This window comes from Arthrobacter arabinosi (assembly GCF_054511115.1).
In genome coordinates this window covers 212041-235055 of record NZ_JBTNDF010000006.1, presented here as the reverse complement: position 1 = coordinate 235055, position 23015 = coordinate 212041, and the positions used below count along the sequence as shown (strand labels likewise).

At 69.0% G+C, this 23015-nt stretch carries 23 protein-coding genes; 9 read left to right on the top strand and 14 right to left on the bottom strand.

All coding sequences use genetic code 11. From position 1 onward, the window contains the following. Positions 1-258: 258 nt before the first annotated feature. A complete protein-coding gene (locus ACX80P_RS15215; protein ID WP_459278952.1) occupies positions 259-1110 on the bottom strand; it encodes a LysR family transcriptional regulator in 852 nt (283 codons plus the stop codon). A gap of 338 nt (positions 1111-1448) precedes the next feature. Here ACX80P_RS15215 and ACX80P_RS15210 point away from each other — a divergent pair, with 338 nt between their 5' ends. Next, positions 1449-2087: an EamA family transporter gene (locus tag ACX80P_RS15210; RefSeq protein WP_459278951.1), complete on the top strand. Its 639-nt coding sequence runs from the start codon at positions 1449-1451 to the stop codon at positions 2085-2087. Between the two features lie 242 nt (positions 2088-2329). On the opposite strand, the gene ACX80P_RS15205 is transcribed toward ACX80P_RS15210, so the two are convergent. Both ACX80P_RS15205 and ACX80P_RS15200 read right to left on the bottom strand, forming a co-directional pair. Continuing rightward, on the bottom strand, positions 2330-2932 hold the full coding sequence (locus ACX80P_RS15205; RefSeq protein ID WP_459278950.1) for a hypothetical protein: 603 nt from the start codon (positions 2930-2932) through the stop codon (positions 2330-2332). 619 nt (positions 2933-3551) lie between these two features. Beyond that, on the bottom strand, positions 3552-4691 hold the full coding sequence (locus ACX80P_RS15200) for a glutamate--cysteine ligase (protein ID WP_459278949.1): 1140 nt from the start codon (positions 4689-4691) through the stop codon (positions 3552-3554). Between the two features lie 154 nt (positions 4692-4845). Between ACX80P_RS15200 and ACX80P_RS15195 the strand changes: the two genes are divergently transcribed. Then, the gene (locus ACX80P_RS15195) at positions 4846-5664 is read left to right on the top strand and encodes a shikimate 5-dehydrogenase (RefSeq protein WP_459278948.1); all 819 of its coding nucleotides are present in this window, start codon (positions 4846-4848) and stop codon (positions 5662-5664) included. 13 nt (positions 5665-5677) lie between these two features. Here ACX80P_RS15195 and ACX80P_RS15190 read toward each other — a convergent pair whose 3' ends face one another. The 5 genes from ACX80P_RS15190 to ACX80P_RS15170 form a co-directional block, all read right to left on the bottom strand. Then, entirely contained in the window at positions 5678-7573 is a 1896-nt protein-coding gene (locus ACX80P_RS15190) for an alpha-amylase family protein (RefSeq protein ID WP_459278947.1), read from the bottom strand. Between the two features lie 101 nt (positions 7574-7674). After that, positions 7675-9012: an ABC transporter substrate-binding protein gene (locus tag ACX80P_RS15185; RefSeq protein ID WP_459278946.1), complete on the bottom strand. Its 1338-nt coding sequence runs from the start codon at positions 9010-9012 to the stop codon at positions 7675-7677. Between the two features lie 85 nt (positions 9013-9097). Further along, a complete protein-coding gene (locus tag ACX80P_RS15180; RefSeq protein WP_459278957.1) occupies positions 9098-9931 on the bottom strand; it encodes a carbohydrate ABC transporter permease in 834 nt (277 codons plus the stop codon). A 95-nt stretch (positions 9932-10026) separates the two neighbouring features. Continuing rightward, positions 10027-10965, bottom strand: a complete 939-nt coding sequence (locus ACX80P_RS15175) for a carbohydrate ABC transporter permease (RefSeq protein ID WP_459278945.1) — start codon at positions 10963-10965, stop codon at positions 10027-10029. Beyond that, positions 10943-13006: a beta-galactosidase gene (locus ACX80P_RS15170; RefSeq protein WP_459278944.1), complete on the bottom strand. Its 2064-nt coding sequence runs from the start codon at positions 13004-13006 to the stop codon at positions 10943-10945. Before ACX80P_RS15170 ends, ACX80P_RS15175 begins: the two co-directional genes overlap by 23 nt. Before the next feature lie 280 nt (positions 13007-13286). Here ACX80P_RS15170 and ACX80P_RS15165 point away from each other — a divergent pair, with 280 nt between their 5' ends. From ACX80P_RS15165 to ACX80P_RS15150, 4 genes are all read left to right on the top strand, one after another. Further along, positions 13287-14138, top strand: a complete 852-nt coding sequence (locus ACX80P_RS15165; RefSeq protein WP_459278943.1) for a S1 family peptidase — start codon at positions 13287-13289, stop codon at positions 14136-14138. Positions 14139-14236: 98 nt separating this feature from the next. Continuing rightward, entirely contained in the window at positions 14237-14416 is a 180-nt protein-coding gene (locus tag ACX80P_RS15160) for a hypothetical protein (protein WP_459278942.1), read from the top strand. A gap of 148 nt (positions 14417-14564) precedes the next feature. Continuing rightward, positions 14565-16019, top strand: coding sequence for an APC family permease (locus tag ACX80P_RS15155; RefSeq protein WP_459278941.1), 1455 nt, complete (start codon positions 14565-14567; stop codon positions 16017-16019). A gap of 30 nt (positions 16020-16049) precedes the next feature. Beyond that, positions 16050-16886: a PhzF family protein gene (locus ACX80P_RS15150; protein WP_459278940.1), complete on the top strand. Its 837-nt coding sequence runs from the start codon at positions 16050-16052 to the stop codon at positions 16884-16886. Here the strand turns inward: ACX80P_RS15150 and ACX80P_RS15145 are convergent. Together ACX80P_RS15145 and ACX80P_RS15140 are read right to left on the bottom strand one after the other, a co-directional pair. Continuing rightward, on the bottom strand, positions 16787-17428 hold the full coding sequence (locus tag ACX80P_RS15145; RefSeq protein ID WP_459278939.1) for a GNAT family N-acetyltransferase: 642 nt from the start codon (positions 17426-17428) through the stop codon (positions 16787-16789). The genes ACX80P_RS15150 and ACX80P_RS15145 overlap by 100 nt on opposite strands. Further along, entirely contained in the window at positions 17425-17760 is a 336-nt protein-coding gene (locus ACX80P_RS15140) for a hypothetical protein (protein WP_459278938.1), read from the bottom strand. The genes ACX80P_RS15145 and ACX80P_RS15140 overlap by 4 nt, the downstream gene beginning before the upstream one ends. Before the next feature lie 71 nt (positions 17761-17831). Here ACX80P_RS15140 and ACX80P_RS15135 point away from each other — a divergent pair, with 71 nt between their 5' ends. Continuing rightward, positions 17832-18302 (top strand): MarR family winged helix-turn-helix transcriptional regulator, encoded by a 471-nt coding sequence (locus tag ACX80P_RS15135; RefSeq protein WP_459278937.1) that lies wholly within the window; start codon positions 17832-17834, stop codon positions 18300-18302. Positions 18303-18305: 3 nt separating this feature from the next. Here the strand turns inward: ACX80P_RS15135 and ybaK are convergent, their stop codons facing one another. Continuing rightward, on the bottom strand, positions 18306-18818 hold the full coding sequence (gene ybaK, locus ACX80P_RS15130; RefSeq protein ID WP_459278936.1) for a Cys-tRNA(Pro) deacylase: 513 nt from the start codon (positions 18816-18818) through the stop codon (positions 18306-18308). Positions 18819-18848: 30 nt separating this feature from the next. Continuing rightward, a complete protein-coding gene (locus ACX80P_RS15125; RefSeq protein WP_459278935.1) occupies positions 18849-19178 on the bottom strand; it encodes a hypothetical protein in 330 nt (109 codons plus the stop codon). 426 nt (positions 19179-19604) lie between these two features. On the opposite strand from ACX80P_RS15125, the gene ACX80P_RS15120 reads away from it, so the two are divergent. Continuing rightward, positions 19605-20621: a LacI family DNA-binding transcriptional regulator gene (locus ACX80P_RS15120; protein ID WP_459278934.1), complete on the top strand. Its 1017-nt coding sequence runs from the start codon at positions 19605-19607 to the stop codon at positions 20619-20621. 38 nt (positions 20622-20659) lie between these two features. Beyond that, entirely contained in the window at positions 20660-20953 is a 294-nt protein-coding gene (locus ACX80P_RS15115) for a DUF503 domain-containing protein (RefSeq protein WP_459278933.1), read from the top strand. A gap of 20 nt (positions 20954-20973) precedes the next feature. Here ACX80P_RS15115 and ACX80P_RS15110 read toward each other — a convergent pair whose 3' ends face one another. Beyond that, positions 20974-21687 (bottom strand): HAD family hydrolase, encoded by a 714-nt coding sequence (locus ACX80P_RS15110; protein ID WP_459278932.1) that lies wholly within the window; start codon positions 21685-21687, stop codon positions 20974-20976. Between the two features lie 110 nt (positions 21688-21797). Beyond that, on the bottom strand, positions 21798-23012 hold the full coding sequence (locus tag ACX80P_RS15105) for a class I SAM-dependent methyltransferase (RefSeq protein ID WP_459278931.1): 1215 nt from the start codon (positions 23010-23012) through the stop codon (positions 21798-21800). Between the last annotated feature and the right edge of the window lie 3 nt (positions 23013-23015).

Below are 23015 nucleotides of genomic sequence, written 5' to 3'. Positions count from 1 at the left end.
CCTGGGCGAGCAGCCGTTCGGCAAGGTCCTTCTGATCGATGATCTCTCCCGTCACAGGATCGATCATCGCCTCTGTTCTGTCAGTCGTGAAGTCATCCACGGCCATCTCCTCTCGGATCAGGCCGGGCCCTCACACACCGTTTTTCTTACAGTCCCACGCAACCACCAGCAGACACATCGAGTCGGACTGAAGGCGGGCCAGAAGACGGGTTCGGACGTCCGAGACGGGGTCTCTGACCGTATGAATCTTCAGCGGGGTTAGCGGTAGAGGCCTGCGAGGAGGGTGATGATGTCCTGCAGCATCGCGGGTGGGTCGGTTCTGGCCCAGGCGGCGTGGACGGGTACGGGTGGTGCGTCGCGGACGGCCCGGTAGGTGAGGCCTTGCCGACGGTATTGGTGTGCTGTTGATTCTGCGGTTACTCCGCGGGCTTTGCCGCTGCTGATGAGGGTGAGCCAGTCATCGACGTCACTGGTAGGGAGGGTGCGTGGTGGTTGACCGCCGTCGGGCCAGAGGTCGAGCTGGGTGCTTCCGGTGCGGTGGTCGATCGCCAGCGGGGCCGTGGCTACTTGGGCGAGAGTCACGGTGCGTTTCGTCGCCAGCGGGTCGTTGACGGACATCGCGCAGTAGCGTTTCTCGGCACCGATCAGGACCAGTTCGAGGCCGGTCACCTCAGGGATGCGGCGCAGGATCACCAGGTCACTGGTGGCCTCAGCGAGTCCTGCGGTGGGTGTGTTCGTACGGGTCAGTCGCAGTTCGTGATGAGGCAGGGTCTCGGCCCATCGGCGCTGGAACTCCGGGGTGTGCTTTCCCAGGGCGGACCACGCGTAGCCGACACGAATGGTACTTACCCCAGCGAGGGCTTCCTGGCGCAGATCAGCGACGACGGCTATGGCTCGGCGGGCGTGGCGAAGTACCCGCTCACCGGCCGGGGTGAGGGATACGCTGCGGGTCGTCCGATGCAGGAGCCGCACCCCGAGGGCTGACTCCAGAGCCGCGATGTTGCGCGAGACGGCGGTTTGGGAGATACCGAGCTCGATGCCTGCGTCGGTGAACGTACCCGTATCGATGACGCTGACGAGGGATCGAAGGTGACGCAGTTCCACATCCATGCCTGAAGCTTACTCATGCGCCAGAAGCATCAATGCGGTCGTCCATGCATTATGAGCAGGCAGTGGCCAACTTGCAGACTTCCCCTATGACGCAGCTTAAGCAGGCAGATAGTGGACGGACGACGGGTATTGCGACCGCTCTGGGTGGTGCGCTCTCGAATCAGCTCGGGGCGGCCAGCGGGTCTCTGGCATTCCCGGTCATCGGGCCGGTCGGTGTCGTCGCTATCCGCCAGATTGTTGCCGCTATGATCCTGCTCCCGGTCGTCAGACCCCGGATTCGCGACCTTACCCGGGCTCAGTGGTGGCCGGTCCTGCTTTTGGCGGTGGTCTTCGGGACGATGAACCTCACCCTGTACCTGACCATCGAACGCATCGGCCTCGGGTTGGCTGTAACACTGGAGTTTTGCGGGCCCCTCGCGGTCGCCCTGCTCAGCGCCCGGACCAGGAACGGTGCGATCTGCGCTGTCATCGCAGGAGCCGGCGTCATCGCGATCGCCCGCCCCCAACCCACCACTGACTACCTGGGCATCGGGCTCGGTCTGATCGCTGCGTGCAGTTGGGCCGCGTACATCCTGCTCAACAGGACCATCGGATCCCGCATCACCGGAGTACAGGGCACCGCCACGGCCACAGGAGTCTCCGCCGCCCTGTTCCTGCCCATCGCTGTCTGGATACTCATCACCAACCGCCCGGACGCATTCACTGTGCTCTGCGCGGTCGGTGCCGGCGTCCTGGCCTCGACGGTACCGTTCGTCGCTGACCTGATTGCCCTTCGAAGGATTCCCGCGAACCTGTTCGGGATCCTCATGAGCCTCAACCCCGTCCTGGCCGCACTCATCGGAGCGGTACTGCTCCACGAAGAACTCGGCACCATCGAACGGGTCGGAATAGCACTCATCGTCACCGCGAACACAGCCGCCCTGCTCCTACCAACCCGCACACCACGAACAGCAACGGCCGGAGCCGACAAGACCTGATCGATAAGCAACATGAGTGCGGAGGCAAACCTGCCCCTGGGCCGATCCCTGAGGATACGGATCTAGAGAACGATTCGGGCGGCCACAGTGACAAGTAGGAGAAGCAGGGCGATTGCGCCTATGTGTACCCACCGCGCTTTCGATCCGGCCGGGCGCCGTCGCTGACTCTCGGCAGACTAGGTGATACCGATGAAGTCCGTCGCTCGCCTGCGGATACGACGGTCAGCAGGTGCCGACGCTACCTACACTTCTTCAGCGCGAACGGCAGTGTCGTGCCAGTCCTGGTCCGCGTCGGCGAGGTGCGGGTACACCTGCAGCATCTCCACCGGGATGACCTCCCACGAATCGCGGTCCCACTCGCGGTACATGTCCTCGACCCTGGCGCGGTACTCCGGCGAGTCGTACGGAGACCCACCGGTGCGCCCCTCTGCAGCACGTTCATTCTCACCGGACCGAACGAGCTCGTTCCGCTGCTCGTCACTGAGCGTCCGGAGCGCCCCGTGGCTGGCGAGCCAGTCCACCACCTCCTGCATCTGAGCCTTCATGGGACCGCGGCCCTTCGTGTCGTCCATGAGCGAAGCGTGTATCCGCCGGGGCTGGATGAGCCACGAGGCGACGAACGTGAGGTCGCCGCGGGCGTTCACGTGCCGGGCCCAGCCGGCAGCGTGCACGATCTCGCGCAGGAGGTACTCCTCACACTGTGCGAACGCGTGCCGTTGACCCCGCTCGGATGGCGGGTACGGCACCGCGGCGCGGCCCGGGTCCGTCGGGTACCGGACTGGCTTCGCATTGAACTCGCGCCACCATTGGCGCAGACGGCCACCGTTCGTCGTACCATTACTCATTCGCTCCCCCTCCGCCCACTGTACTGACGACGATACCGAGATCACCGGCTCCCGATCCGCGTTCGTCACGCAACACCGACGCGCGACGTCGACAGGCCGACGCGCTCCCACAGATGAGCCCATCGGGCAGGACGCAGAATGCACAAGGGCGGATCGGCTTGAGTCGTCCACCCTCACCCTGCGGTGGCCGACCTACACATCGTGGAGTCCCACTGATGGATCTACGACCGGGCACGTGACATGGTCTAGTCCGTGACCGAGACATATCCGTCGGTCCACAGGTCTTCACCGAGAGTCGCAGCGTCGACAAGGAAGCATTCGGGCTCGTCCTCGAACCCTGGCTGAGTCCGCGCTCGATCGATGCGGGCCTGCGCTTCACCGTGAGATGCGTAGACCCCCAGCATCTTCGCGTCGTCCCGGATTGTTCATCGAGCAGGATCTGACCGCCATCGCCGAAGTGATCAGTCGGAGAACCGTCTAGCCATTCTGCGTGATGGATGTGCCACACCATGTGAACGTGCATGGACGCAGTGTTCCATCTAGGGCTCTTCAGGAGCCCGAACGCCCTCCTCCAGGTCGGTAGGGTGCGGTACGCAGACCCGACGGGGCCGCCGTCGTTCTACTCGCGCAGCTGCCGCACCATGTCGAGCACGACGGCACGGAGGTCGCCGTCGTTCTCCGCCGCCACCCTGCGCTGGCGCTGATAGCCTGCGCCGCGCTGGAGGATGGTCTCGACGTCAGCCAGTTCACCGGTGCAGCCGAGCCTGGCAGCGATCGGCTCGAGGCGGTTCAGGACATCGACGAGATGGTCGGTGACGAGCCGCTCGGTGCCTGCGGCGTCGAGGATGATGATCGCGTCGAGGCCGTAGCGGGCCGCACGCCACTTGTTCTCCTGGATGTGCCACGGCGGCATGGTGGGGATGGTGCCGCCGGCGTCGAGGGTGTCGGAGAACTCCTGCACGAGGCACTGGGTGAGGGCCGCGACCGCGCCGACGTCCTGCAGGGTCGAGAGGCCGTCACAGACGCGCATCTCCACCGTGCCGAGGTTCCCGACCGCCCGGATGTCCCACCGGATCTCGCTGACGGAGTCGATGACCCCGGTGGTGAACATGTCCTGGACGTAGGACTCGTAGGCGGCCCAGTCGTCGAAGTGGAACGGCAGGCCCGCGGTGGGCAGCTGCTGGAACATGAGGGACCGCTGGGACGCGTAGCCGGTGTCCTCGCCACCCCAGAACGGCGACGACGCCGACAGGGCCTGGAAGTGCGGGAAGTAGTTCGTCAGCCCGTCCACGACCGGCAGCGCCTTGTCGCGGGAGTCGAGCCCGACATGCACGTGCACCCCGTAGATGACCATCTGGCGGCCCCACCACTGCGTGCGGTCGATGAGCTTCGCGTAACGCTCCCGGTCCGTGACCTGCTGGGCCTTCGGGGCGCTGAAGGGGTGCGAGCCGGCGCAGAACAGCTCCACGCCCATGGGATCGGTGACCTCGCGGACGGCGGCGAGCGAGCGGGCCAGATCCGCCTTCGCCTCCCCGACCGAGGTGCAGATGCCCGTCACGAGTTCCACCGTATTGAGGAGCAGCTCCTGCTTGATGTGAGGGTGTTCGTCGTCGTCCTGCAGTTCGGGGTGGTTCGCGCTGACGCCGCGCAGCACCTGGTCGGCCACGGACACGAGCTCGCCGTTGTAGCGGTCCACGATCGCGAGCTCCCACTCGACGCCGAGTGTGGACTGGGCGGACTGCGCGAAGTCGATCTTCAAGGGCTTGCTCCTGGGGCGATGCGGGAAAGGACGGTGATTGAATGCCTCGGTAGCGCGCCGTCGCGGGGAGACTCGTCCCAATATTAGTGCCTGTGACGTGGCCGTGACTCGGCGGACCGGGGCGGGAGAGAGCCGTTGCTGGGATGATGGTGGGGTGCCCATCCTGAACAAAGACATGACGCTCTGCATCTCCCTGGCCGCGCGGCCCAGCAACATCGGCACGCGCTTCCACAACTACCTCTACGAGGAGCTGGGGCTGAACTACATCTACAAGGCGTTCACCACCACCGACCTGCCGTCGGCCATCGCCGGCCTGCGCGGTCTCGGCATCCGCGGGTGCGCCGTCTCGATGCCGTTCAAGGAGGACGTCATCGCCCTCGTGGACCACCTCGACCCGTCCGCCCGGGCGATCGACTCCGTCAACACGATCGTGAACGACGACGGCGTCCTCACCGCGTACAACACCGACTACCTCGCGATCGAGCGGCTCCTGCGCGAGCATGCCGTGCCGGTCACGCACTCCGTCCTCGTGCGGGGCTCGGGCGGGATGGCGAAGGCCGTCGTCGCCGCCCTGCGGGACTCCGGCTTCACGCGGGTCACCGTGGTCGCCCGCAACGAACGCACCGGCCGGGCGCTCGCGGACCTGTACGGCTTCGCCTGGCAGCAGGAGGTGGGGGAGTCGACGGCGGACCTGCTCCTCAACGTGACGCCGCTGGGCATGACCGGCCCCGACGCCGACGCCCTCGCCTTCCCGCAAGCGGCGATCGACGCCGCACAGGTGGTGTTCGACGTCGTCGCCTCACCCTCGGAGACGCCGCTGATCCTCGCCGCCCGCGCGGCGGGCCGGCCGGTCATCACGGGGGCCGAGGTCGTCGCGCTGCAGGCCGAGGAGCAGTTCGTGCTCTACACGGGGATCAGGCCCACCCCGGAACAGGTCCGCGCGGCGGGGGAGTTCTCGCGCCTGCAGGCCTGAGGCCCTTCGTCTCCTAGAGCCTGAACCACCGGATCCCGAGCGGCTCGAGGGTGATGCCCGCGCGCAGCAGGACGGACTCGCCGCTGATGAGCTCCAGGGCTCTCTCCGGCAGGCCGGACAGCGTCCGGGCACTGACGTCCTGCGGGGTCTCGGCGAAGTTCGCGAACACGACGACCGTGGACTCCTCGCCGTCGAGCAGGCCGGGCCGCTGGTAGCCGAGGACGTGCGGGTTGTTCGTGTCGAACGGCACGAGGCGTCCGCCGGCGAACTCGGGGGTCTGCCGGCGGATGCCGATGAGCCGCTGGAGCCCGGCGAAGATGGCTCCGGAGTCCGTCGTCGGGTCCGTCCGAGCGGCGTAGCGGTCGGCGGGGTAGGCGGGGCGGCCCACCCAGCGGCTGTCCTCGGCCTTGGCCGGATCGTCGAGGTACGAGTAGTCGTTGAGCTGGCCCACTTCGTCCCCGAGGTACAGGAGCGGGATGCCGCCCGTGCTGAGGATGATCGAGTGGGCGAGGAGGATCCGCGCGACGGCGGCGCCGTCACCCGCCTCCAGCCCCGCGAGGGACGCCGTGGTGCCGGAGATGCGGCAGTCCCCGGTGCGGGGGTTGTCCTGGAAGGGCACGCCGCGCGCGAAGCTGCCGGGGAAGCGGTCCACGTAGAAGGCGTTGAGGAACCGGCGGTGGTCGTACCCGTCGATGCCGAGGTCCGCGGCGTCCTCGTCGGAGAACGTCCAGCCGATGTCGTCGTGGCTGCGCACGTAGTTGACCCAGGCGGTGCCCTCCGGGATGTCGTGCCGGTGCTCGAGGGCGTGCGCGAGCAGGGACACGTCGCGGGTGGCCAGGGAGTTCCAGATGAGCGCCATCTGCAGCGGGTTGTAGCTGAGCTGGCACTCGCCGCGGTCGATGTACTCCACCACCTCGTCGGGGTGGACGATCGCCTCCGACTTGAACAGCAGCGAGGGCGCTGCGAGGCGGCACACCGCGTTGAAGGACTGCAGCAGCAGGTGCGCCTCGGGCAGGCTCTCGCAGGCGGTGCCGAGCTGCTTCCAGATGAACGCGACGGCGTCCATCCTGATGATGTCCACCCCCCGGTTCGCGAGGTACAGCATCTCACCGGCCATGGCCCGGAAGACCCTCGGGTTCCGGTAGTCGAGGTCCCACTGGAACGAGTGGAACGTCGCCCAGACCCACCGGCCGTCGTCGAGCTGGACGAACGAGCCCGGGTGGTCGTCGGGGAAGATCTCCCGGACGGTTCGCTCGTAGGCGTCCGGCATCTCGCGGTCCGGGTAGATGAGGTAGAAGTCCTTGTACTCGGGATCGCCGGCCATGGCCCTGCGGGCCCATTCGTGCTCGTTCGAGGTGTGGTTGAAGATGAAGTCGACCACGAGGGCTATGCCGTCCTCGCGCAGTTCCCGGGCGAGGTCCGCGAGGTCCTCCATGGTGCCGAGCTCGGGGTCCACGTCGCGGTAGCTCGAGACCGCGTAGCCGCCGTCGGAGTTCTCCTCGGGAGCCCGGAACAGGGGCATGAGGTGCAGGTAGGTGAGGCCCAGCTCGCGGAAGTAGGGGATCCGCGCCCGGAGGCCGGCGAGGTCGCCGGCGTAGAGGTCCACGTAGCAGACGCCCCCGAGCATCCGGTGGGACCCGAACCAGTTCGGGGCCATGGCACGCGAGGCGTCGAGGGCCTTGAGGTCCGCCGGCCGATCCTGCCAGGAGGCCGCGGCGTCGAGCACCACCTGCAGCAGCTCTCCGTCCGCCCCGGGCCCGTAGATGCGGTGGAACAGCGACTGCAGGCGCGGGAACTCGGTGTCGAAGCGCGCCTCGAAGGACTGCCAGTCGGCGTCCGACGTCGTCGGGCGTCGGATCGAGGGGAACTCCGCCCGGATGCGGTCCGCGGCCAGGGTGTAGGACGTCATCCGTCCACCCTATTCGAGCGCCCCCGCCCTGCGCGGACGCACGAAGCGCCACGCCCCTTCCGGGACGCGGCGCTTCATGGGGTGGCGGAATCCGCCGGCGACTACTCCGAGACGGGGATGGACTGCGACTTCAGGGAGTCGATCGTCTTCTGCTGCCCGTTCTCGAGGGCGTCCGTCAGCGTGCCGGAGCCGCCGATGGCGGCACCGAATCCGTCCGAGACGTCCGTGTAGGTCTGCGTCATCGTGGGGCCCCAGGTGAAGTCGGGGTTCACGTTGGAGGAGGCCTCGGAGAACACGTCGTAGATCTTCTGTCCGCCGTAGTAGTCGACGCCGCCGGCGAAGGCCTCGAGGTCCGCTGCGGACTTCGCCGCCGGGTACAGGCCGCCGAGTTCGTTGGCGAGGGCCAGCGCTTCGGGGTCGGTGTTCAGCCACAGCGCGAACTTCGCGGCCTCGGCCGGGTGCTCGGAACCCTTCAGCACGGCCGTCGAGGAGCCGCCCCAGTTACCGGCGGCCTTGCCGCCGTCCTCCCACTGCGGCATCGGGGCGACGGCCCACTTGCCGGCGGTGTCGGGGGCACCGGAGGACAGCGTCGTCGCGCCCCAGACCGCGGAGACCCAGGTCCACTGCTGGCCCTCGTTGAAGGACGCGTTCCACTCGTCCGAGAAGGACGGCAGGGTGGAGACGAGGTCCTTGGACAGCAGGTCCTGCCAGTAGGTGGCGACTTCCTCGGACTCGGGGCTCGTCAGGTTGACGTCCCAGCTCTCGCCGTCGTTCGCGAACCACTGGCCGCCGTTCTGCCAGACCATGCCGGCGAACCAGTTGACGTCCGACTTCGGGAAGTTGGTGATGTAGGAGCCCTCGGCCTTGATCTGCTCGGCCGCCGCGGCGTACTCCTCCCAGGTGGTGGGCACCTCGATGCCCGCCTGCTCGAAGAGGTCCGCGCGGTAGTACATGGCCATGGGTCCGCTGTCCTGCGGGATGGCGTAGACGGCGTCCTCCTCGCCGAAGGTCACCTGGCCCCAGGTCCAGTCGACGAACTGGTCCTGCGCGTCGGCGACACCCTCGCAACCGGCGAGGTTCTCGAGGCCGTCCTGCACGCGGAAGTTCGGGAGGGCGTCGTATTCGACCTGGCCGAGGTCCGGCGCGTTACCCGCCTGGATCTGGTTGAAGAAGTTCTGGTAGGTGCCCGAGTTGCCGTTGGGGCCGGTCTGCACCGTGACCTGGATGTCGGGGTTGTCCTTGTTCCACAGCTCGACGACCTTGTCCATGCCGGGGACCCAGGTGGTGAAGGTGAGGTCGACGGGCCCGTCGGAGGCCTCGCAGGGCGCCGCTTCGGCGCCTGCTCCCGTGCCGCTGTCTCCGCCGGCTGAACAGCCGGAGAGAGCCAGCGCAGAGATCATGGCAAAGGCCGCGGTGACTTTTCCGTAATGCGCGCGCATTGTCTTTCCTATCGGTTGATTGAGCAGTGCGGTGCGGGGCGGGTGCTCCGGCACCTGTGGTGCTGGTCGGGAAGTTCGGGGGAGCCTATTTGACGCTGCCCGCGCCGAGGCCGCTGCTCCAGAACCGCTGGAGGGCGAGGAAGGCGATGATCAGCGGGATGATCGAGACGAGCGCACCGACGATCACGAGGGACCGCAGTTCGGGGATCTGGCTGATCTGGCTGTTCCACGCGTAGAGCCCCAGGGTCACCGGGAAGAGCACCTGGTCGCGCAGCATGATCAGCGGCAGGAAGAAGTTGTTCCAGATCGCGACGAACTGGAACAGGAAGATGGTCACCAGGGCCGGAGCCATCAGGCGCGAGGACAGGGAGAAGAACGTCCGGACCTCCCCGGATCCGTCCAGGCGGGCGGCCTCCAGCAGCTCGTTGGGAACGCTGGCTGCCGCGTAGATCCGGGCCAGGTACACGCCGAAGGGGCTGACGAGGCTCGGCAGGAAGACGGCCCACATGGTGTTGGTGAGCTCGACCCGGCTGAAGATCAGGAACAGAGGGAGGGCCAGGGCGGTCGCGGGGACGAGGACACCGCTGAGCACGATGTTGAAGATCGCCTCGCGTCCCCGGAACTCGTACTTCGCGAGGGCGTAGCCGCACATGGCCGCGATGACCGTCCCGATCAGGGCACCGACGCCGGCGTAGAGCGCGGAGTTCAGCAGCCAGCGGCCGAAGAGACCGTCCCCGTAGGTGAAGAGCCGGCCGAGGTTGGTGAAGAACGTGCCGAAGGAGTTCGCGGTGAACCACAGCGGCGCGGTGGACGTGATCTCCCCGCCGGTCTTCGTCGAGGTGGTGAGGAGCCACCAGATGGGGGTGAGGAAGTAGAGGGTGAAGACACCCATGACGAGCATCGCCGCGCTGCGGGACATGATGCTCTGGCGCGGGCCGCGGGTGCCGTTCCCGGCGGTGCGGGGCGTGGAGCTCCCGCCGCGCGGGCGCTTGGGGGCGGTGGCTGGGACTGCCGTCACTGGGAGACCTTCCGCTGGGTGGACTTCAGGAAGACGAAGGAGAGGATGAACGTGGCGAGCGCGAGGACGACGGAGAACGCGGCAGCCAGGTTGTAGTTGGGCACCGACGCCGTGGTGTAGACCGCGAGGTTCGGGGTGAACGTGCTGTTGATCGCCGAGCTGAAGCTGCGCAGGGTCTGCGGTTCGGCCAGCAGCTGGAGCGTGCCGATGATCGAGAACACCGCCGTCAGGATGATGGCGGGGACCACCAGGGGGATCTTGATGCGCCAGGCGATCTGGATGTTGCTGGCGCCGTCGAGCCGTGCCGCCTCGTAGATCTCGTGGGGGATGGCGAGCAGGGACGCGTAGATGATGAGCATGTTGTAGCCCACGTACACCCAGGTCACGATGTTCGCGATGGACCACAGCACGAGCCCGGCGCCGAGGAAGTCGATGTTCGAGGTCACGGGACCGAACGGCGAGAGCGACGGCGAGTACAGGAACCCCCACATGATCGCGGCGATCACGCCGGGGACGGCGTAGGGGGCGAAGAACGCGAGACGGAAGAACTTCTTGCCCTTGAGGAGCGGGGAGTCGAGCAGCAGCGCGAACAGCAGGGCGAGGCCGAGCATGATGGGCACCTGCACGACACCGAACAGCAGCACACGGCCCACGGATTCCCAGAAGGCGGTGTTCTGGAAGACCTGCTGGTACTGGACGAGGCCGCCGAAGACCTGCTGGGGTTTGCCGAAGGTGCCCTCCCGTTCGACCGTGAGCAGCGACTGGATGACCGCATAGACGATCGGGATGGCGTAGAAAGCGAGGAAGAGCAGCGCGAACGGGGCGATGAACAGGGCCACGGCCCGGCGCTGCGCTCCCGACGAGCGGTTCTTCCGCGGGGCCGGGCGCGCCTTCGGCGACTCGGCCGGTGTGCTAATGACGGTCATTTCCTGCATCCTTTCGGCCCGGGGCGGAGCCGTCGGTGGGAATCACTGGGGTGGTGCGGACGACGCGCACTGCGCCCGCGGGAACGACGACGGCCTCGGCCACGGCTTCGGCGGTCAGCAGTTCCAGGCCGGTGACCCGGTGCTGGCGGTCCTCGGCGCTGTGGTTGATGAGGAAGACGTACTCGTGTCCGTTGCCGCGGCGGGTGACCATCTCCAGGCCGGACTGCACCTCCGGGACGGGGATCCCGGCGCCGGCGGCGGCGCGCAGCAGCAGGTCCCGGAGGACACCGCCGTCGAGCACGGTGCCCACGTACCATGCCTCGCCCGCACCGAAGCGGTTGCGCGTGACGGCGGGGCCGCCGGCGTGGTGGCCCGACGCATAGCTCAGTATGGCGTCCGCGGTGGTGAGGCGGACGGCCTCGGACCAGAGGGAGGCGGGGGAGCCGTTGTCGAGCGTCAGCGGGTGTGCGGGGTCGAGGGGGAAGAACTCCTCGGACCGGATGCCGAGGAGATCCCTGAACGCTCCGGGGTAGCCGCCCGGGCGCACCCTCTCGTTCTCGTCGACGATGCCGCTGAAGAACGTGACGACGGCGGATCCGCCGCCGTCCACGAAGTCGCTGATGACGTCCGCGTGCTTGTCGCGGACGAGGTAGAGGCTGGGGACCACCACGAGGCGGTAGGCGGAGAGATCCGCCCCGGGCGCGACGACGTCGACGGTCAGGCCGGCGTCCCACAGGGCCCGGTAGGCGGCGTGGACCTGCTCGATGTAGCGGACGTCGCCGGACGGGTGCGATTCCTGGTCGTGCGCCCACCAGGCCTCCCAGCTGAAGACGAGTGCGACGTCGGCGTGCACCGTGGTGCCCGCGATCTCGCGGAGCTTCCCGAGGGCGGAGCCGAGGGCGACGACGTCGCGCCAGATCCGCGAGTCGGTCCCGGCGTGCGGCAGCATCGCGGAGTGGAACTTCTCACTGCCCTGCAGCGACGCGCGCCACTGGAAGAAGCACAGGCCGTCCGCACCCCGCGCGAGGTGGGTGAGGGAGTTGCGGAGCATCTCCCCGGGGCCCTTCGCGATATTGCGCGGCTGCCAGTTCACGGCACCCGTGGAGTGCTCCATGAGCAGCCATGGTAGACCCTGGGCGAGCCCGCGGGTGGTGTCGGCGGTGAACGCGAGCTCCGTGTGCGGCACGTCGAGGCGGTGGTCCAGGTAGTGGTCGTTCGCGATGACGTCCATCTCCGGCGCCCAGGACCAGTAGTCCTGGTCACGGATGTGGGCGGCGACCATGAAGTTGGTGGTCACCGGGGCGTCGCTGTTGCGGCGCAGGACCGCTTCCTCGGCGGAGTAGTGCGCGAGCAGTTCGTCGGAGCTGAAGCGGTGGAAGTCGAGCGTCTGCGTCGGGTTGGTCGCGGAGAGGGTGAGCCGCGGGGGCAGGATCTGCTCCCAGCCGGAGTAGCGCTGGCTCCAGAAAGCGGTACCCCACGCTGCGTTGAGGGCGTCCAGGGTCTGGTACCGGGTGCGCAGCCAGGCGCGGAAGGCGTCGGCCGAGACATCGCAGTAGCACAGCGAGTTGTGGCAGCCGAGTTCGTTCGAGACGTGCCACAGGCGCAGCGCCGGGTGGCTGCCATAACGGGCCGATACCTGCTCCACGAGCGCGAGGGCGTGCTCGCGGTAGACGGGGGAGCTGGGGCAGAACGCCTGGCGGCCACCGGGCCAGCGGGCCGTGCCGTCGGCGGCGCGGGGGAGCATCTCCGGGTGTGCGGTGGTGAGCCAGGCAGGGGTCGACGACGTGCCGGTGCCCAGGTTGACGCCGATGCCGTTCTCGGCGAGGAGGTCCATCACGGCGTCGAGGTTCTCGAAGCGGAAGACGCGGGGCTCGGGTTCCAGCTCCGCCCAGCCGAAGATGTTGACGGCCACGAGGTTGACGCCGGCCTCCTTCATGAGGCGGACGTCCTCGGCCCAGACGGACGCGTCCCACTGTTCGGGGTTGTAGTCACACCCATAGACGAGCCGCCCGTCGCCGGACAGTCCTGCGACGGTGGTTGTGTGTGCCAAGCCTGCTCCTCGGTGCTGCGGTGCCGATTCTCGGGCGGGTGCCGCAGGAGAGGGCACCGGGGCACTCTGTGAACGCTCCCATAAATGGGCGTCGCGCTCTCCGTCGAGAATCTGTGAACGCTCCCAGAGTAACTGGGGTCACATCCGCTGTCAACGGGCCGGGAGCGTGCCGGTTCTCCTGCGGAAGGCGTTTCAGAACTCGACAGAAGAAAAGGTGGCCTTGCCGAACGGTCGGCGGTACCGTTCACCGCACCACACACTTCCTGGAAAGGTCGCAACGATGCAACGCTTCCTCCGTACTTCCGCCCTGCTGGCTTCAGCGGCAGTCTCCCTCTCCGTCGTCGGGATGTCCCCGGCGTCGGCGATCACGGGAGGCGAGCCCGATGGAGAGGGCCACCCCAACGTCGCCCTGATCCTCGCCTACGGCGAGGACGGCGGGCGGTACCGGTGTTCCGCCACGCTCATCGAACCCACTGTCCTCCTGACCGCGGCGCACTGCACCGACGGGACCGTCGGCAGCACCCTGGTCACCTTCGACACCGTCGTCGCCGAGGCGCCCCCCGCGCCGTTCCCTGTCGCGGCGGACCCCTCCGCCGGATACACGGATGCGGAGATCACCAGTGCCGGCTACCTGTCGGGGGATGCGTTCACCCACGACGAGTACTCCGACTTCACGGACATGGCCACGTGGAACGACGTCGGCGTCATCGTCCTCGATGAGCCGGTGGTCGGCATCGAGCCGGCGGAGGTCGCACCCATCGGGTATCTCGACGGATTCCGGAATCCCGTCCTCAACAGCACCATCTTCGACGTCGTCGGATACGGCACGGAGGTGCGCAAGCCGGCGACCGGGCCGCAGAAGCCGCAGCCGATGTCCTACCCCCTGATCCGTCGCGCCACCTCATCTCCCGGCCAGAAGCTGACCCCCCAGATCCTGCAGCTGCAGGGCAACCCCAATGACATCCGCGGGGGAGGCGGGACCTGCTTCGGCGACTCGGGCGGACCCGTGTTCCTGAACGGCTACCTCGTCGCCGTCACGAGCTACGGCTACACCGCCAACTGCCGCTACCTCGGCGGGTACCAGCGCGTGGACATCCCCGAGGCGCAGGACTGGCTCGCAGAGTACCTCTGACCCGACCATGGCGCGGCAGGAGCCGGTCCCCCCAGGGGGCCGGCTCCCTGCGTGTGTCCCTGATGGCCGGGTCCATCCTCCTCCGGCAGCGTGGCCCGGTGCTTTCCGCGGGCTCCAGCGCGCCCGCCGCGAGGGCCCGCTCGACGAGGGTGTCGACGCCGGCCGGCACGTCGACGCTGATCGCGTTGATGACGGCGGAGGTGGCGTGCGCGTCCGCGAAGGGGAGGTTGATGAAGACGTTCGTGGCCATGGCCGTTCTCCTGTTCGTGGATGGGTAGGTCACCGGGGCGGCTGCTGCGAGCCCTTATACCTGTTGGACGCGGGCCGTCCGGGAAATCACCGGTGCCCGGACCGTTCCCTTCCATCGCTTGCGCGACAGGGTGATGCGTACCACAGTGAGGGAGGAAAACCACGGGAAGGCCGTCCATGAGTACCTCTGCAGAGCACGCGTCCAAGGCGACCGCCACCGGGGAGGAGCCCGAACTCAAGCGGGTCCTCGGGCCGAAATTGCTCCTCCTGTTCATCGTGGGCGACATCCTCGGGGCCGGGGTCTACGCGGTCACCGGCACCATGGCAGGGACGGTCGGCGGGCTGGTCTGGCTCCCGTTCCTCCTCGCCTTCGTCGTCGCGACGATGACCGCGTTCTCCTACCTGGAGCTCGTGACCCAGTACCCGCAGGCGGCGGGGGCCGCCCTCTACGCCCACAAGGCGTTCGGCATCCACTTCGTCACCTTCCTGGTGGCCTTCGCCGTGGTCTGCTCCGGTATCACCAGCGCCGCCACGTCCGCCAATGTGCTGGCGCAGAACTTCTTCGGCGGCATGGCCGTCAACGGCTGGATGGACCTGCCGGGGCAGGGGATGGTCACCGCCGTCGCCCTCGGGTTCATGCTCCTGCTGGCGGTGGTCAACCTCCGGGGCGTCGGCGAGAGCGTCAAGTTCAATGTCGTCCTGACGCTCGTGGAGGTCGCTGCGCTGTGCATCGTGATCGGTGTCGGTTTCTTCGCGATGGCGCAGGGCAAGGGCAACGTGGGAGAGGTCTTCGTCTTCACCGACTACGGGGACAAGGGACTGTTCCTCGCGGTGACGGCCGCCACCTCGATCGCCTTCTTCGCGATGGTGGGCTTCGAGGACTCCGTCAACATGGTCGAGGAGACCCAGAACCCGGAGCGCATCTTCCCTCGGACCATGCTGACCGGCCTCGGGATCGCCGTGATCTTCTACATGCTGGTGGCGGTCTCCGTGGTAACGGTACTGAGTCCCACCGAACTGGAAGGAATCCGGGAGGCGGAGGGCGCTGCGCTGCTCGAGGTGGTGCACAAGGGATCGCCCGATTTCCCCATCGACCAGATCTTCCCGTTCCTCGCCGTCTTCGCGGTCGCGAACACCGCCCTGATCAACATGCTGATGGCCAGCCGCCTGATCTACGGGATGGCCCGGCAGGGCGTCCTGCCCCGCGCGCTCGGGAAGGTGCTTCCGGGCCGCCGCACGCCGTGGGCCGGCATCGCCTTCTCCACGGTCCTGGCGCTCGCCCTGATCCTCTACGTGACCAGCGACCCGGACGGCAATGTCGTCGCCAACCTCTCCGGCACCACGGCGTTCCTGCTGCTGTGCGTGTTCACCGTGGTGAACATCGCGTGCCTGGTGCTGCGCCGCAAGAGGGACGTCAACCGCAAGGTGTTCTTCACCTCCCCGGGCCCGCTTCCCGCGGTGGCCGGGCTCCTGTGCCTGTTCCTCGCGGGCCCGTGGGTGGGGCGTGACATCATCCAGTACCAGATCGCCGGGGGCCTCATGGCCATCGGGGTCGTGCTCTGGGTCATCACCTGGCTGATCAACCGGAAGACCGACACGCGGGCGGGGGACCCCGCGAGGATCGAAGGCTGAGCCCGCCGCTCGCGCGCTAGCATCGGCGGCATGGAGATCCTTCGGTACGCGGCGTTCACCGACCGGCCCGACGGCGGGAACCCCGCCGGTGTGGTGCTCGACGCCGACGGCCTGACCCCCGACGCGATGCAGGCCGTCGCCGCCGACCTGGGATACGCGGAGAGCGCCTTCCTCTCCGAGCGTCGGCCGGGCAGTGCCACGGTCCGCTACTTCGCTCCCGAGGCGGAGATCCCCTTCTGCGGCCACGCGACCATCGCCACGGGGGTCGCGCTCGCCGAGCGGGACGGCCCGGGGGAGTTGGCCCTCTCCACGCCGGTGGGTGTGCTCGCGCTCAGGACGGGCGTGGTCGGCGATCGCCTCGTCGCGTCCCTCGGGACGGTCGACCCGTGGGTCGGCCCGATCGACGCCCGCACCCGGGCCGACCTGCTGCGGCATCTCCGGCTCGACGACGGCGACCTCTCACCCGGACTGCCGGTGCTGCTGTCCTTCGCCGGCAACGTCCACCCGATCGTGCCCGTCCGCGACGCGGCGGTGCTGCGCGCCCTCGACTACGACTACGACGGTCTGAAGGCGCTCATGGCCGCCGAGGGCTGGGGCGCGACGGTCGCCGTCGTCCACCGGATCGCCGCGCACGTCTTCGAGGCCCGCAATCCCTTCCCGCCGGGCGGCGTCCGCGAGGACCCCGCCACCGGATCCGCGGCGGCATCCCTCGGCGCCTATCTGAGGGCGCAGGGCGAGGTGGTCCCGCCGGTGGAGATCACGGTGCATCAGGGCTCGGACGTCGGGCGTCCGTCCCTGATCACGGTCGGCATCCCCGAGGCCGGGGGACTGACGGTCTCGGGCGGCGCGGTGCGGATCAACGCGTAGGAGGCGAGGTCGCGCCGCTCACCGCCGATCTCCAGGTAGCTGCCGAGGAGCCCCTCATAGGTGAAGCCGGCGCCGTCCGCCACGCCGATCGATGCCGCGTTCCACGGTTCGATGTGCAGTTCCACGCGGTGGAGGCCCGGCAGGGTCCATGCGAACGAGGTCAGCGCGTGCAGCGCGTCCGTGGCGACCCCGCGGCCGCGGGCGGAGGGGGCCACGGCGTAGCCGGCCTGGGCGCGCCCCAGCAGGTAATCGCGCAGCCACAGGCCGATGACGCCCCGGGCCTGGTCGGTGCGGGCGTCGGCGATCGCGAACGAGAAGCCCGCCCCGTCCGCATACTTGCGTCGCTGGCGGGCGATGTAGGCGAGGGCCTCCTCCTCACCGGCCCGCGGGGGGAGCGTCCCGATCAGGGGCACGTAGGGATCGGTGGCGAGGTCCCGCACCATGCGGACGTCCCCGTCCTCCAACCTCCGCAGCCTCACCCCTCCGAAGGCCGGCGCGACGTCGGGCCAGGCGGGTGGCAGCGCCTGCACGGGCTCGTTCACGGCCGGTCACCGACGGCGGTCGGGCCCGGGCAGGAGCGGGACAGGCGCCGTGTCACTCGCGGGTCGGCAGCCGAGGCGAGGTCGCGCGGAAAGTCGGCGCGCCGCGGCGCGGCGACGGAGCCGCCCGGAGTGCCGGTGATGGTCGTCATGCCCGTTCCCTCCGTGATGCACGTCGCGTGCTCGCCGGTGACAGGGAGGAACACGCCGTCGAGCGACGGCCGGCGCAGGGACGGTTCACGGACGTCGGCGCCCGGCGCGTCCGCGAGGGCCACCGCGACAGGCCCGATGGACCCTCCGAGCGCGACGATGACGACGTCCGTCCCCGTAGGCACCTCCCTGTCCTTTCGATGAACATACAGTAAGCTGATGGAATATTTCGATCATCTAATAATAGGAGCTTCCCGTGGAGACGCACAAGGCCCTGGACCGCACCGAGGAGGTCAGCGCCCAGCTCCGGCGGTTCGCCTCCGCGGCCGGTGACCTCGAACGGGCTTTCGGGATCCGCAACGGGATGCATCTGACAGCGGCACGGGCGGTCATGGAGCTGATGCAGGCCGCCGAGCGCGGCACGCCCCTGACGGCCGGGCAACTCGGGGATCTCCTGGACCTGACACCCGCCTCGGTCACGGCGCTGGTGGACCGCATGCTCGCGGCGGGGCACGTCCGGCGGGAGCCCGACCCCACGGACCGGCGTCGGGTCCTGCTGATGGTGGAACCCGCGGCCGTCCGGCTCGGCCACGAGTTCTTCCGGCCGCTCACCGCCGATCTCTCGGACCTGATGTCGACCTACGACGACGCCGAGCTGGAACTGATCCAACGCTTCCTGGGGGAGTCCACCGACGTGGTCCTCCGGTACCTCACCAGGTCCGGCTAGACCTCAGGCGCCCGGGTGGCGTCGGGCTCCGGCGATCGGAGCGGTCACGGCGTGCGTGACGGCGACCAGATCTGCCGGAGTCAGCTCGATGTCCAGGCCCCGCCGGCCCCCGGACACGAACACGGTGGCGTGGTCGAGTGCGGACCGGTCGACGACGACGGGCGACGCCTGCCGCTGCCCGATGGGGGAGATCCCGCCGAGGACATACCCCGTCCGCCGCCGGGCGGCGTCCGGATCGGCCATGGCGGCCTTCCGCCTGCCGAGGGCCGAGGCCAGGGCCTTGAGGTCCAGGGAACCGCTGACCGGGACGACGGCGGCGACCAGGATGCCGTCGACGCTCGCCATGAGGGTCTTGAAGACCCGCTCCGGGTCGACCCCCAGCGCTGCGGCGGCCTCGAGCCCGTAGGACGAGGCGCCCTCCTCGTGGCGGTACGGCCGCGCGGTGAAGGGGACGGCCGCGGCGGTGAGGGCGGCCAGGGCGGGCGTATTGCGCCGGCCGGTCGTCTTCCTGCCCATTCCACTCCCCCCTGTCGGGATCCCTGGTCGCTAGGAGACCGTCACGGCTTCCCGCGCCGCCGCCAGCTCCTGCGCGGACGGCACCCCCCAGGTGCCCGTGAAGTCGCAGGAGAGGATGAAGTCCGTCACGAGGCTGCCGGTCAGGACGAGCCCCTCCACGTACTCCACGCCGTCGCGGGTGACCGGTTCCACGCCCTGCTGTCCGAGGGCAGCGAGCACGTCCTCGGTCGCGGAGGGGTCCTCGCCTCGCAGGCAGCACCAGTACACGTACAGGCTCTCGAGTTCGTCGAGGGAGACGAGGGCTCCGTCGGCCGTCACGGTGGTGGTGGTCTGGAGGAAGCCGGTGATGTGCTGCGTCATGAGGTTATCCTTTGCAGTCGGATGCAGGCGCCGGAGGGTCAGTCGGCGGGTCGCTCGCCCGAGGCGGCGTGGGATGCGTGCAGAGGGCGCTGCGGCGCCCCGCCGCGGAGGGGAGTCAGGAGGCGGGGGCGCGCCTCGGCGCGCGGGGGAAGGGCGGGTACGCCGCGGCGTCGTCGGAGGGGCGCGGGCTGCGCATCAGGGATCCGCCCGCGGGAGGCCGTGGAAGAAGGGCTTCCTGGTTGTTCATTGCTACACGCCCCGATCGGGGAAGGTGCTCTGCTGCAAGGGTGCCCGCCGTGATGGTCGAGGCAACGAGGAGGAGAACCGGAGGAACAGCCGCCTTCTTCTAGACAACTTCCACCACACTACTCGGTCAGCGATCTCCTGCGCGGAAACGGCCCGTGAACGCTCGGCTACAGTACACGTATGCCCACGAGCCGAACCCGTCATCGCCGGGCGACCATCAATGACGTCGCCACTGCGGCGGGGCTCTCCCGGGGGACGGTGTCGCGGGTCGTCAACGGCGAACGGTACGTGTCCGACGAGGCGCGCACCGCCGTGGAGGAGGCCATCGCGCGGGTGGGGTACGTCCGCAATTCGGCGGCCAGGAACCTGGTCACGCAGGAATCCCGGGCGATCGCCCTGATCATCCACGAGCCGCACTCGCTCCTGTTCGAGGACCCCAACATCGGGTCCATCCTGCTCGGCGCGAACGCCGTGCTCTCGAAGGCCGACTACCAGCTGGTCTCGCTCATCATCGACTCCGACCGCGACAGCCGCAGGGTCGCCGACTACCTCCGGGGAGGCCTGGTCGACGGCGCGGTCATCGTCTCGGCCCGGGCCTCCGACCCCATCGCCTCCGCGGTGCGGGACATCGGCGTCCCGGCCGCCTTCGTGGGCCACCCGCCCGGGACGCCGGACCTGCCGTACGTCGCGATCGACAACGCCGCGGCCGCCCGCGCCATCACGCAGCGACTCGTGGCGACGGGACGCCGGAAGATCGGCATGATCGCCAGCGCCATGGACCGCGACTCGGGGCACGACCGTTTCACGGGCTTCCGGGACGCGATGGGGGACCGCTTCGACGCGTCCCTGGTGGTCGAGTACCCGCTCTACACCTACGCGGCCGGGCTCGAGGGCATGCAGGAGCTGCTGCGTCGCTGCCCGGACATCGACGGCGTCTTCGCGGCCTCGGACGCCGTCGCCGCGGGCGCGATGACCGCGCTCCAGGAGTCGGGGCGGAAGGTGCCCGACGACGTCGGGATCGTCGGCTTCGACGACAGCAGCTGGGCCGTGAGGACCCGGCCCCAGCTGTCCACCGTCCGGCAGCCCGCCGACCTGCTGGGCAGTACCGCGGCGGAACTCGTGCTCGCGCAGATCCGGGGACTCCCGAGCCCCGTGCAGGTGCTCGACACCACCGTCGTCTGGCGCGATTCGGCCTAGGCCCGTCCGGAGGACGGCACGTCACGAGGGGAACGCTCATGTGGATCGGCGTCATCGAGTTCGACGTCCTGCTCGGCGACGTGCACTCGCTGAAGGGCAAACGATCGGTCGTGCGCCCGCTGGTGTCCGATCTCCGACGGACGTTCGAGCTGTCCGTCGCCGAGGTGGGACACCAGGACCTGCACCGCCGCGCCGTCGTCGGGGTCGGCCTCGTCGGAGGGGACCGGCAGCACGTGGTGGAGGTGCTGGACCGCGTGGAGCGGTACGTCGCCGCGCGGCCGGAGGTCGAGCTCCTCAGTGCGCGGCGGCGGCTCCTCAGCAGCGACGACTAGTCCCGGGAGACCCCGGGACCTCAGGCGTTCGTCGACGACGACGCGAGCCGGCGCAGCGGCCCGTCCCCGAAGGCGTCGAGCAGGGCCCTGATGTCCTTGTAGACCGCTACCGCGCCGGCCTCCCGCAGTTCCGCCTCGCTCGTGCCGCCCGAGGCGAGGCCGACCGTGGGGATCCCCAGGGCGCTCGCGGCCTCGACGTCCCACACCGAGTCGCCGACGAAGACCGAGTTCGCCGCCTCGAGCCCGCCGGCGTCGAGCGCTGCCTGGAGGATGTCCGGCGACGGTTTGGTGTTCTCGGCATCGGAGGAACTCGTGGCGGCGCTGATGGCGTCCTCGGCGTCGATGATGCCGCGGGAGACTCCTACCTCCTGCTGCGAGGAGGAGGAGGCGAGGACCACCGTCAGGCCGTCGTCGGCGCAGCGGCGCAGGAGGTCACCGGCCCCCTCGAAGGCGCGCAGGCCGGGCCAGTAGCTCGAGAACAGGGCGCTGTGTGTGGAGTCGAGCTCGGCGTCCTGGTCGGGGTCGCGGTCGTCCCCGAGGAGGTGCTCCACGAGCTTGTCCCCGCCCATCCCGATGGCGCGGTGGATCTCGGCCATCGGGACGTCGTGCCCGAACCGCCGGAAGGCCTGCCACCACGCGAGGGTGTGCTGGTAGTTGGAGTCGACGAGGGTGCCGTCCACGTCGAACAGCACCCCGTGCCGAGTGTCCGCCGCTGTGCTGGTGCCGTCTGCCATGGAATGCCTTCCGCTCGGGTGGGTGTGCTCCCCACCGAGTCTAGGAACGCGCCGGTCCGGGTACCGTGGCCGGTTCCGTGTTGCGAGGGGGAGTGAAGTGTGGCCTGCCGTCAGGGGGCTCGGACGGGCTCGACGACGATGGCCACGCGGTCGTCGCCGATGCGCGTCAGGACGAGCGCGGCCTTCTTCCGGCCCTTGCCCGATCCGGTGAGGAGCTGTCTGCGGACCTCCTCGGGGGTGACCGAGGTGCCGCGCTTCTTGATGTCGAGGACCCCTATCCCCTCGGCGCGGACCCACGCCTTCAGCGCCTTCACGTTGTAGGGCCGGACCTCGAGCACGCGGTAGGCGCGGGCGAACGGGGTGTCGGTGAACGACGGCGCACAGATGTAGGCGATCATCGGATCCAGCAGGTGCCCGCCGAGCCGCGCGGCGAGGTCGGCCACGAGTTCGGCGCGGATGACGGCGCCGTCGGGCTCGTACAGGTACCCGGCGGGGTCGCCGACGGCGGCCGTCGGTCCGTCGCCGAAGTCCTGCCCCGACACCATCTCCGCGGCGCCCCGGGCGCCTATCACGAGGGCGGCTCGCCGGACGCCGTCGCGGCGGAGCGCGTTGAACCACAGGCCGACCTCCGTGACGTCGCCTTCCACGGAGACCCACTGCGCCTCGCAGGTCGCCGGGATGGAGTCGTGCGGCATGCCCGGGCCCATCTTCACGCCCACCGGCATGCCGCCGTCGGCGAGTTCCTGCACGAAGGACAGCGGGGGCGAGAACGCCTCGGGGTCGAAGAGGCGGGACGTACCCGACGTCGTCGTCGTCCTGCGTGCCGGGTCGAGCCAGATGCCGTCGAAGGCCGTGGTGTCGACGGACGAGGCGTCGGCGTTGACCACGCGCGCGTTGGGGAAGGGGAGCAGGTTCATGGTCGCTGCGGCGGCGGTCGTCTCGTCGAGTTCGACGGCGGTGACCTCGCGGTCCAGGGTGGCCAGGGCCATGCTGTCCCCGCCGAGCCCACAGCCGAGGTCGGCGATCCTGACGAGGCCGGCATCGAGGAAGCGCTGGGCGTGGCGTGCCGCGACCGTCAGGCGTGTGGCCTGCTCGAGCCCGGCCGCCGTGAAGATCATGCGCTCCGCGAAGGGACCGAACTTGGCGGACGCCTTTGCCCGGAGCCTCGACTGCGTGAGGGCTGCGGCGACCACCTCGGGCGAGTAGCCGGCCTTCCGGAGCTGACCGGTGAGGCGCAGGCTGTCGGCTTCGGTGTAGGGCCCGAGCGAGTTCAGCAGCTCCCAGCCCTCCGGGGTCAGGATGTCCGCGATGTTGTCCGAAGCCATGCA

Coding starts and splice junctions, on each gene's coding strand:
- ACX80P_RS15215 (WP_459278952.1), bottom strand. CDS start 1,110: ATGGATGTGGAACTGCGTCACCTTCGATCCCTCGTCAGCGTCATCGAT.
- ACX80P_RS15210 (WP_459278951.1), top strand. CDS start 1,449: ATGAACCTCACCCTGTACCTGACCATCGAACGCATCGGCCTCGGGTTG.
- ACX80P_RS15205 (WP_459278950.1), bottom strand. CDS start 2,932: ATGAGTAATGGTACGACGAACGGTGGCCGTCTGCGCCAATGGTGGCGC.
- ACX80P_RS15190 (WP_459278947.1), bottom strand. CDS start 7,573: ATGACGTCCTACACCCTGGCCGCGGACCGCATCCGGGCGGAGTTCCCC.
- ACX80P_RS15185 (WP_459278946.1), bottom strand. CDS start 9,012: ATGCGCGCGCATTACGGAAAAGTCACCGCGGCCTTTGCCATGATCTCT.
- ACX80P_RS15180 (WP_459278957.1), bottom strand. CDS start 9,931: ATGTCCCGCAGCGCGGCGATGCTCGTCATGGGTGTCTTCACCCTCTAC.
- ACX80P_RS15175 (WP_459278945.1), bottom strand. CDS start 10,965: ATGCAGGAAATGACCGTCATTAGCACACCGGCCGAGTCGCCGAAGGCG.
- ACX80P_RS15165 (WP_459278943.1), top strand. CDS start 13,287: ATGCAACGCTTCCTCCGTACTTCCGCCCTGCTGGCTTCAGCGGCAGTC.
- ACX80P_RS15155 (WP_459278941.1), top strand. CDS start 14,565: ATGAGTACCTCTGCAGAGCACGCGTCCAAGGCGACCGCCACCGGGGAG.
- ACX80P_RS15150 (WP_459278940.1), top strand. CDS start 16,050: ATGGAGATCCTTCGGTACGCGGCGTTCACCGACCGGCCCGACGGCGGG.
- ybaK (WP_459278936.1), bottom strand. CDS start 18,818: ATGGGCAGGAAGACGACCGGCCGGCGCAATACGCCCGCCCTGGCCGCC.
- ACX80P_RS15125 (WP_459278935.1), bottom strand. CDS start 19,178: ATGACGCAGCACATCACCGGCTTCCTCCAGACCACCACCACCGTGACG.
- ACX80P_RS15120 (WP_459278934.1), top strand. CDS start 19,605: ATGCCCACGAGCCGAACCCGTCATCGCCGGGCGACCATCAATGACGTC.
- ACX80P_RS15115 (WP_459278933.1), top strand. CDS start 20,660: ATGTGGATCGGCGTCATCGAGTTCGACGTCCTGCTCGGCGACGTGCAC.
- ACX80P_RS15110 (WP_459278932.1), bottom strand. CDS start 21,687: ATGGCAGACGGCACCAGCACAGCGGCGGACACTCGGCACGGGGTGCTG.
- ACX80P_RS15105 (WP_459278931.1), bottom strand. CDS start 23,012: ATGGCTTCGGACAACATCGCGGACATCCTGACCCCGGAGGGCTGGGAG.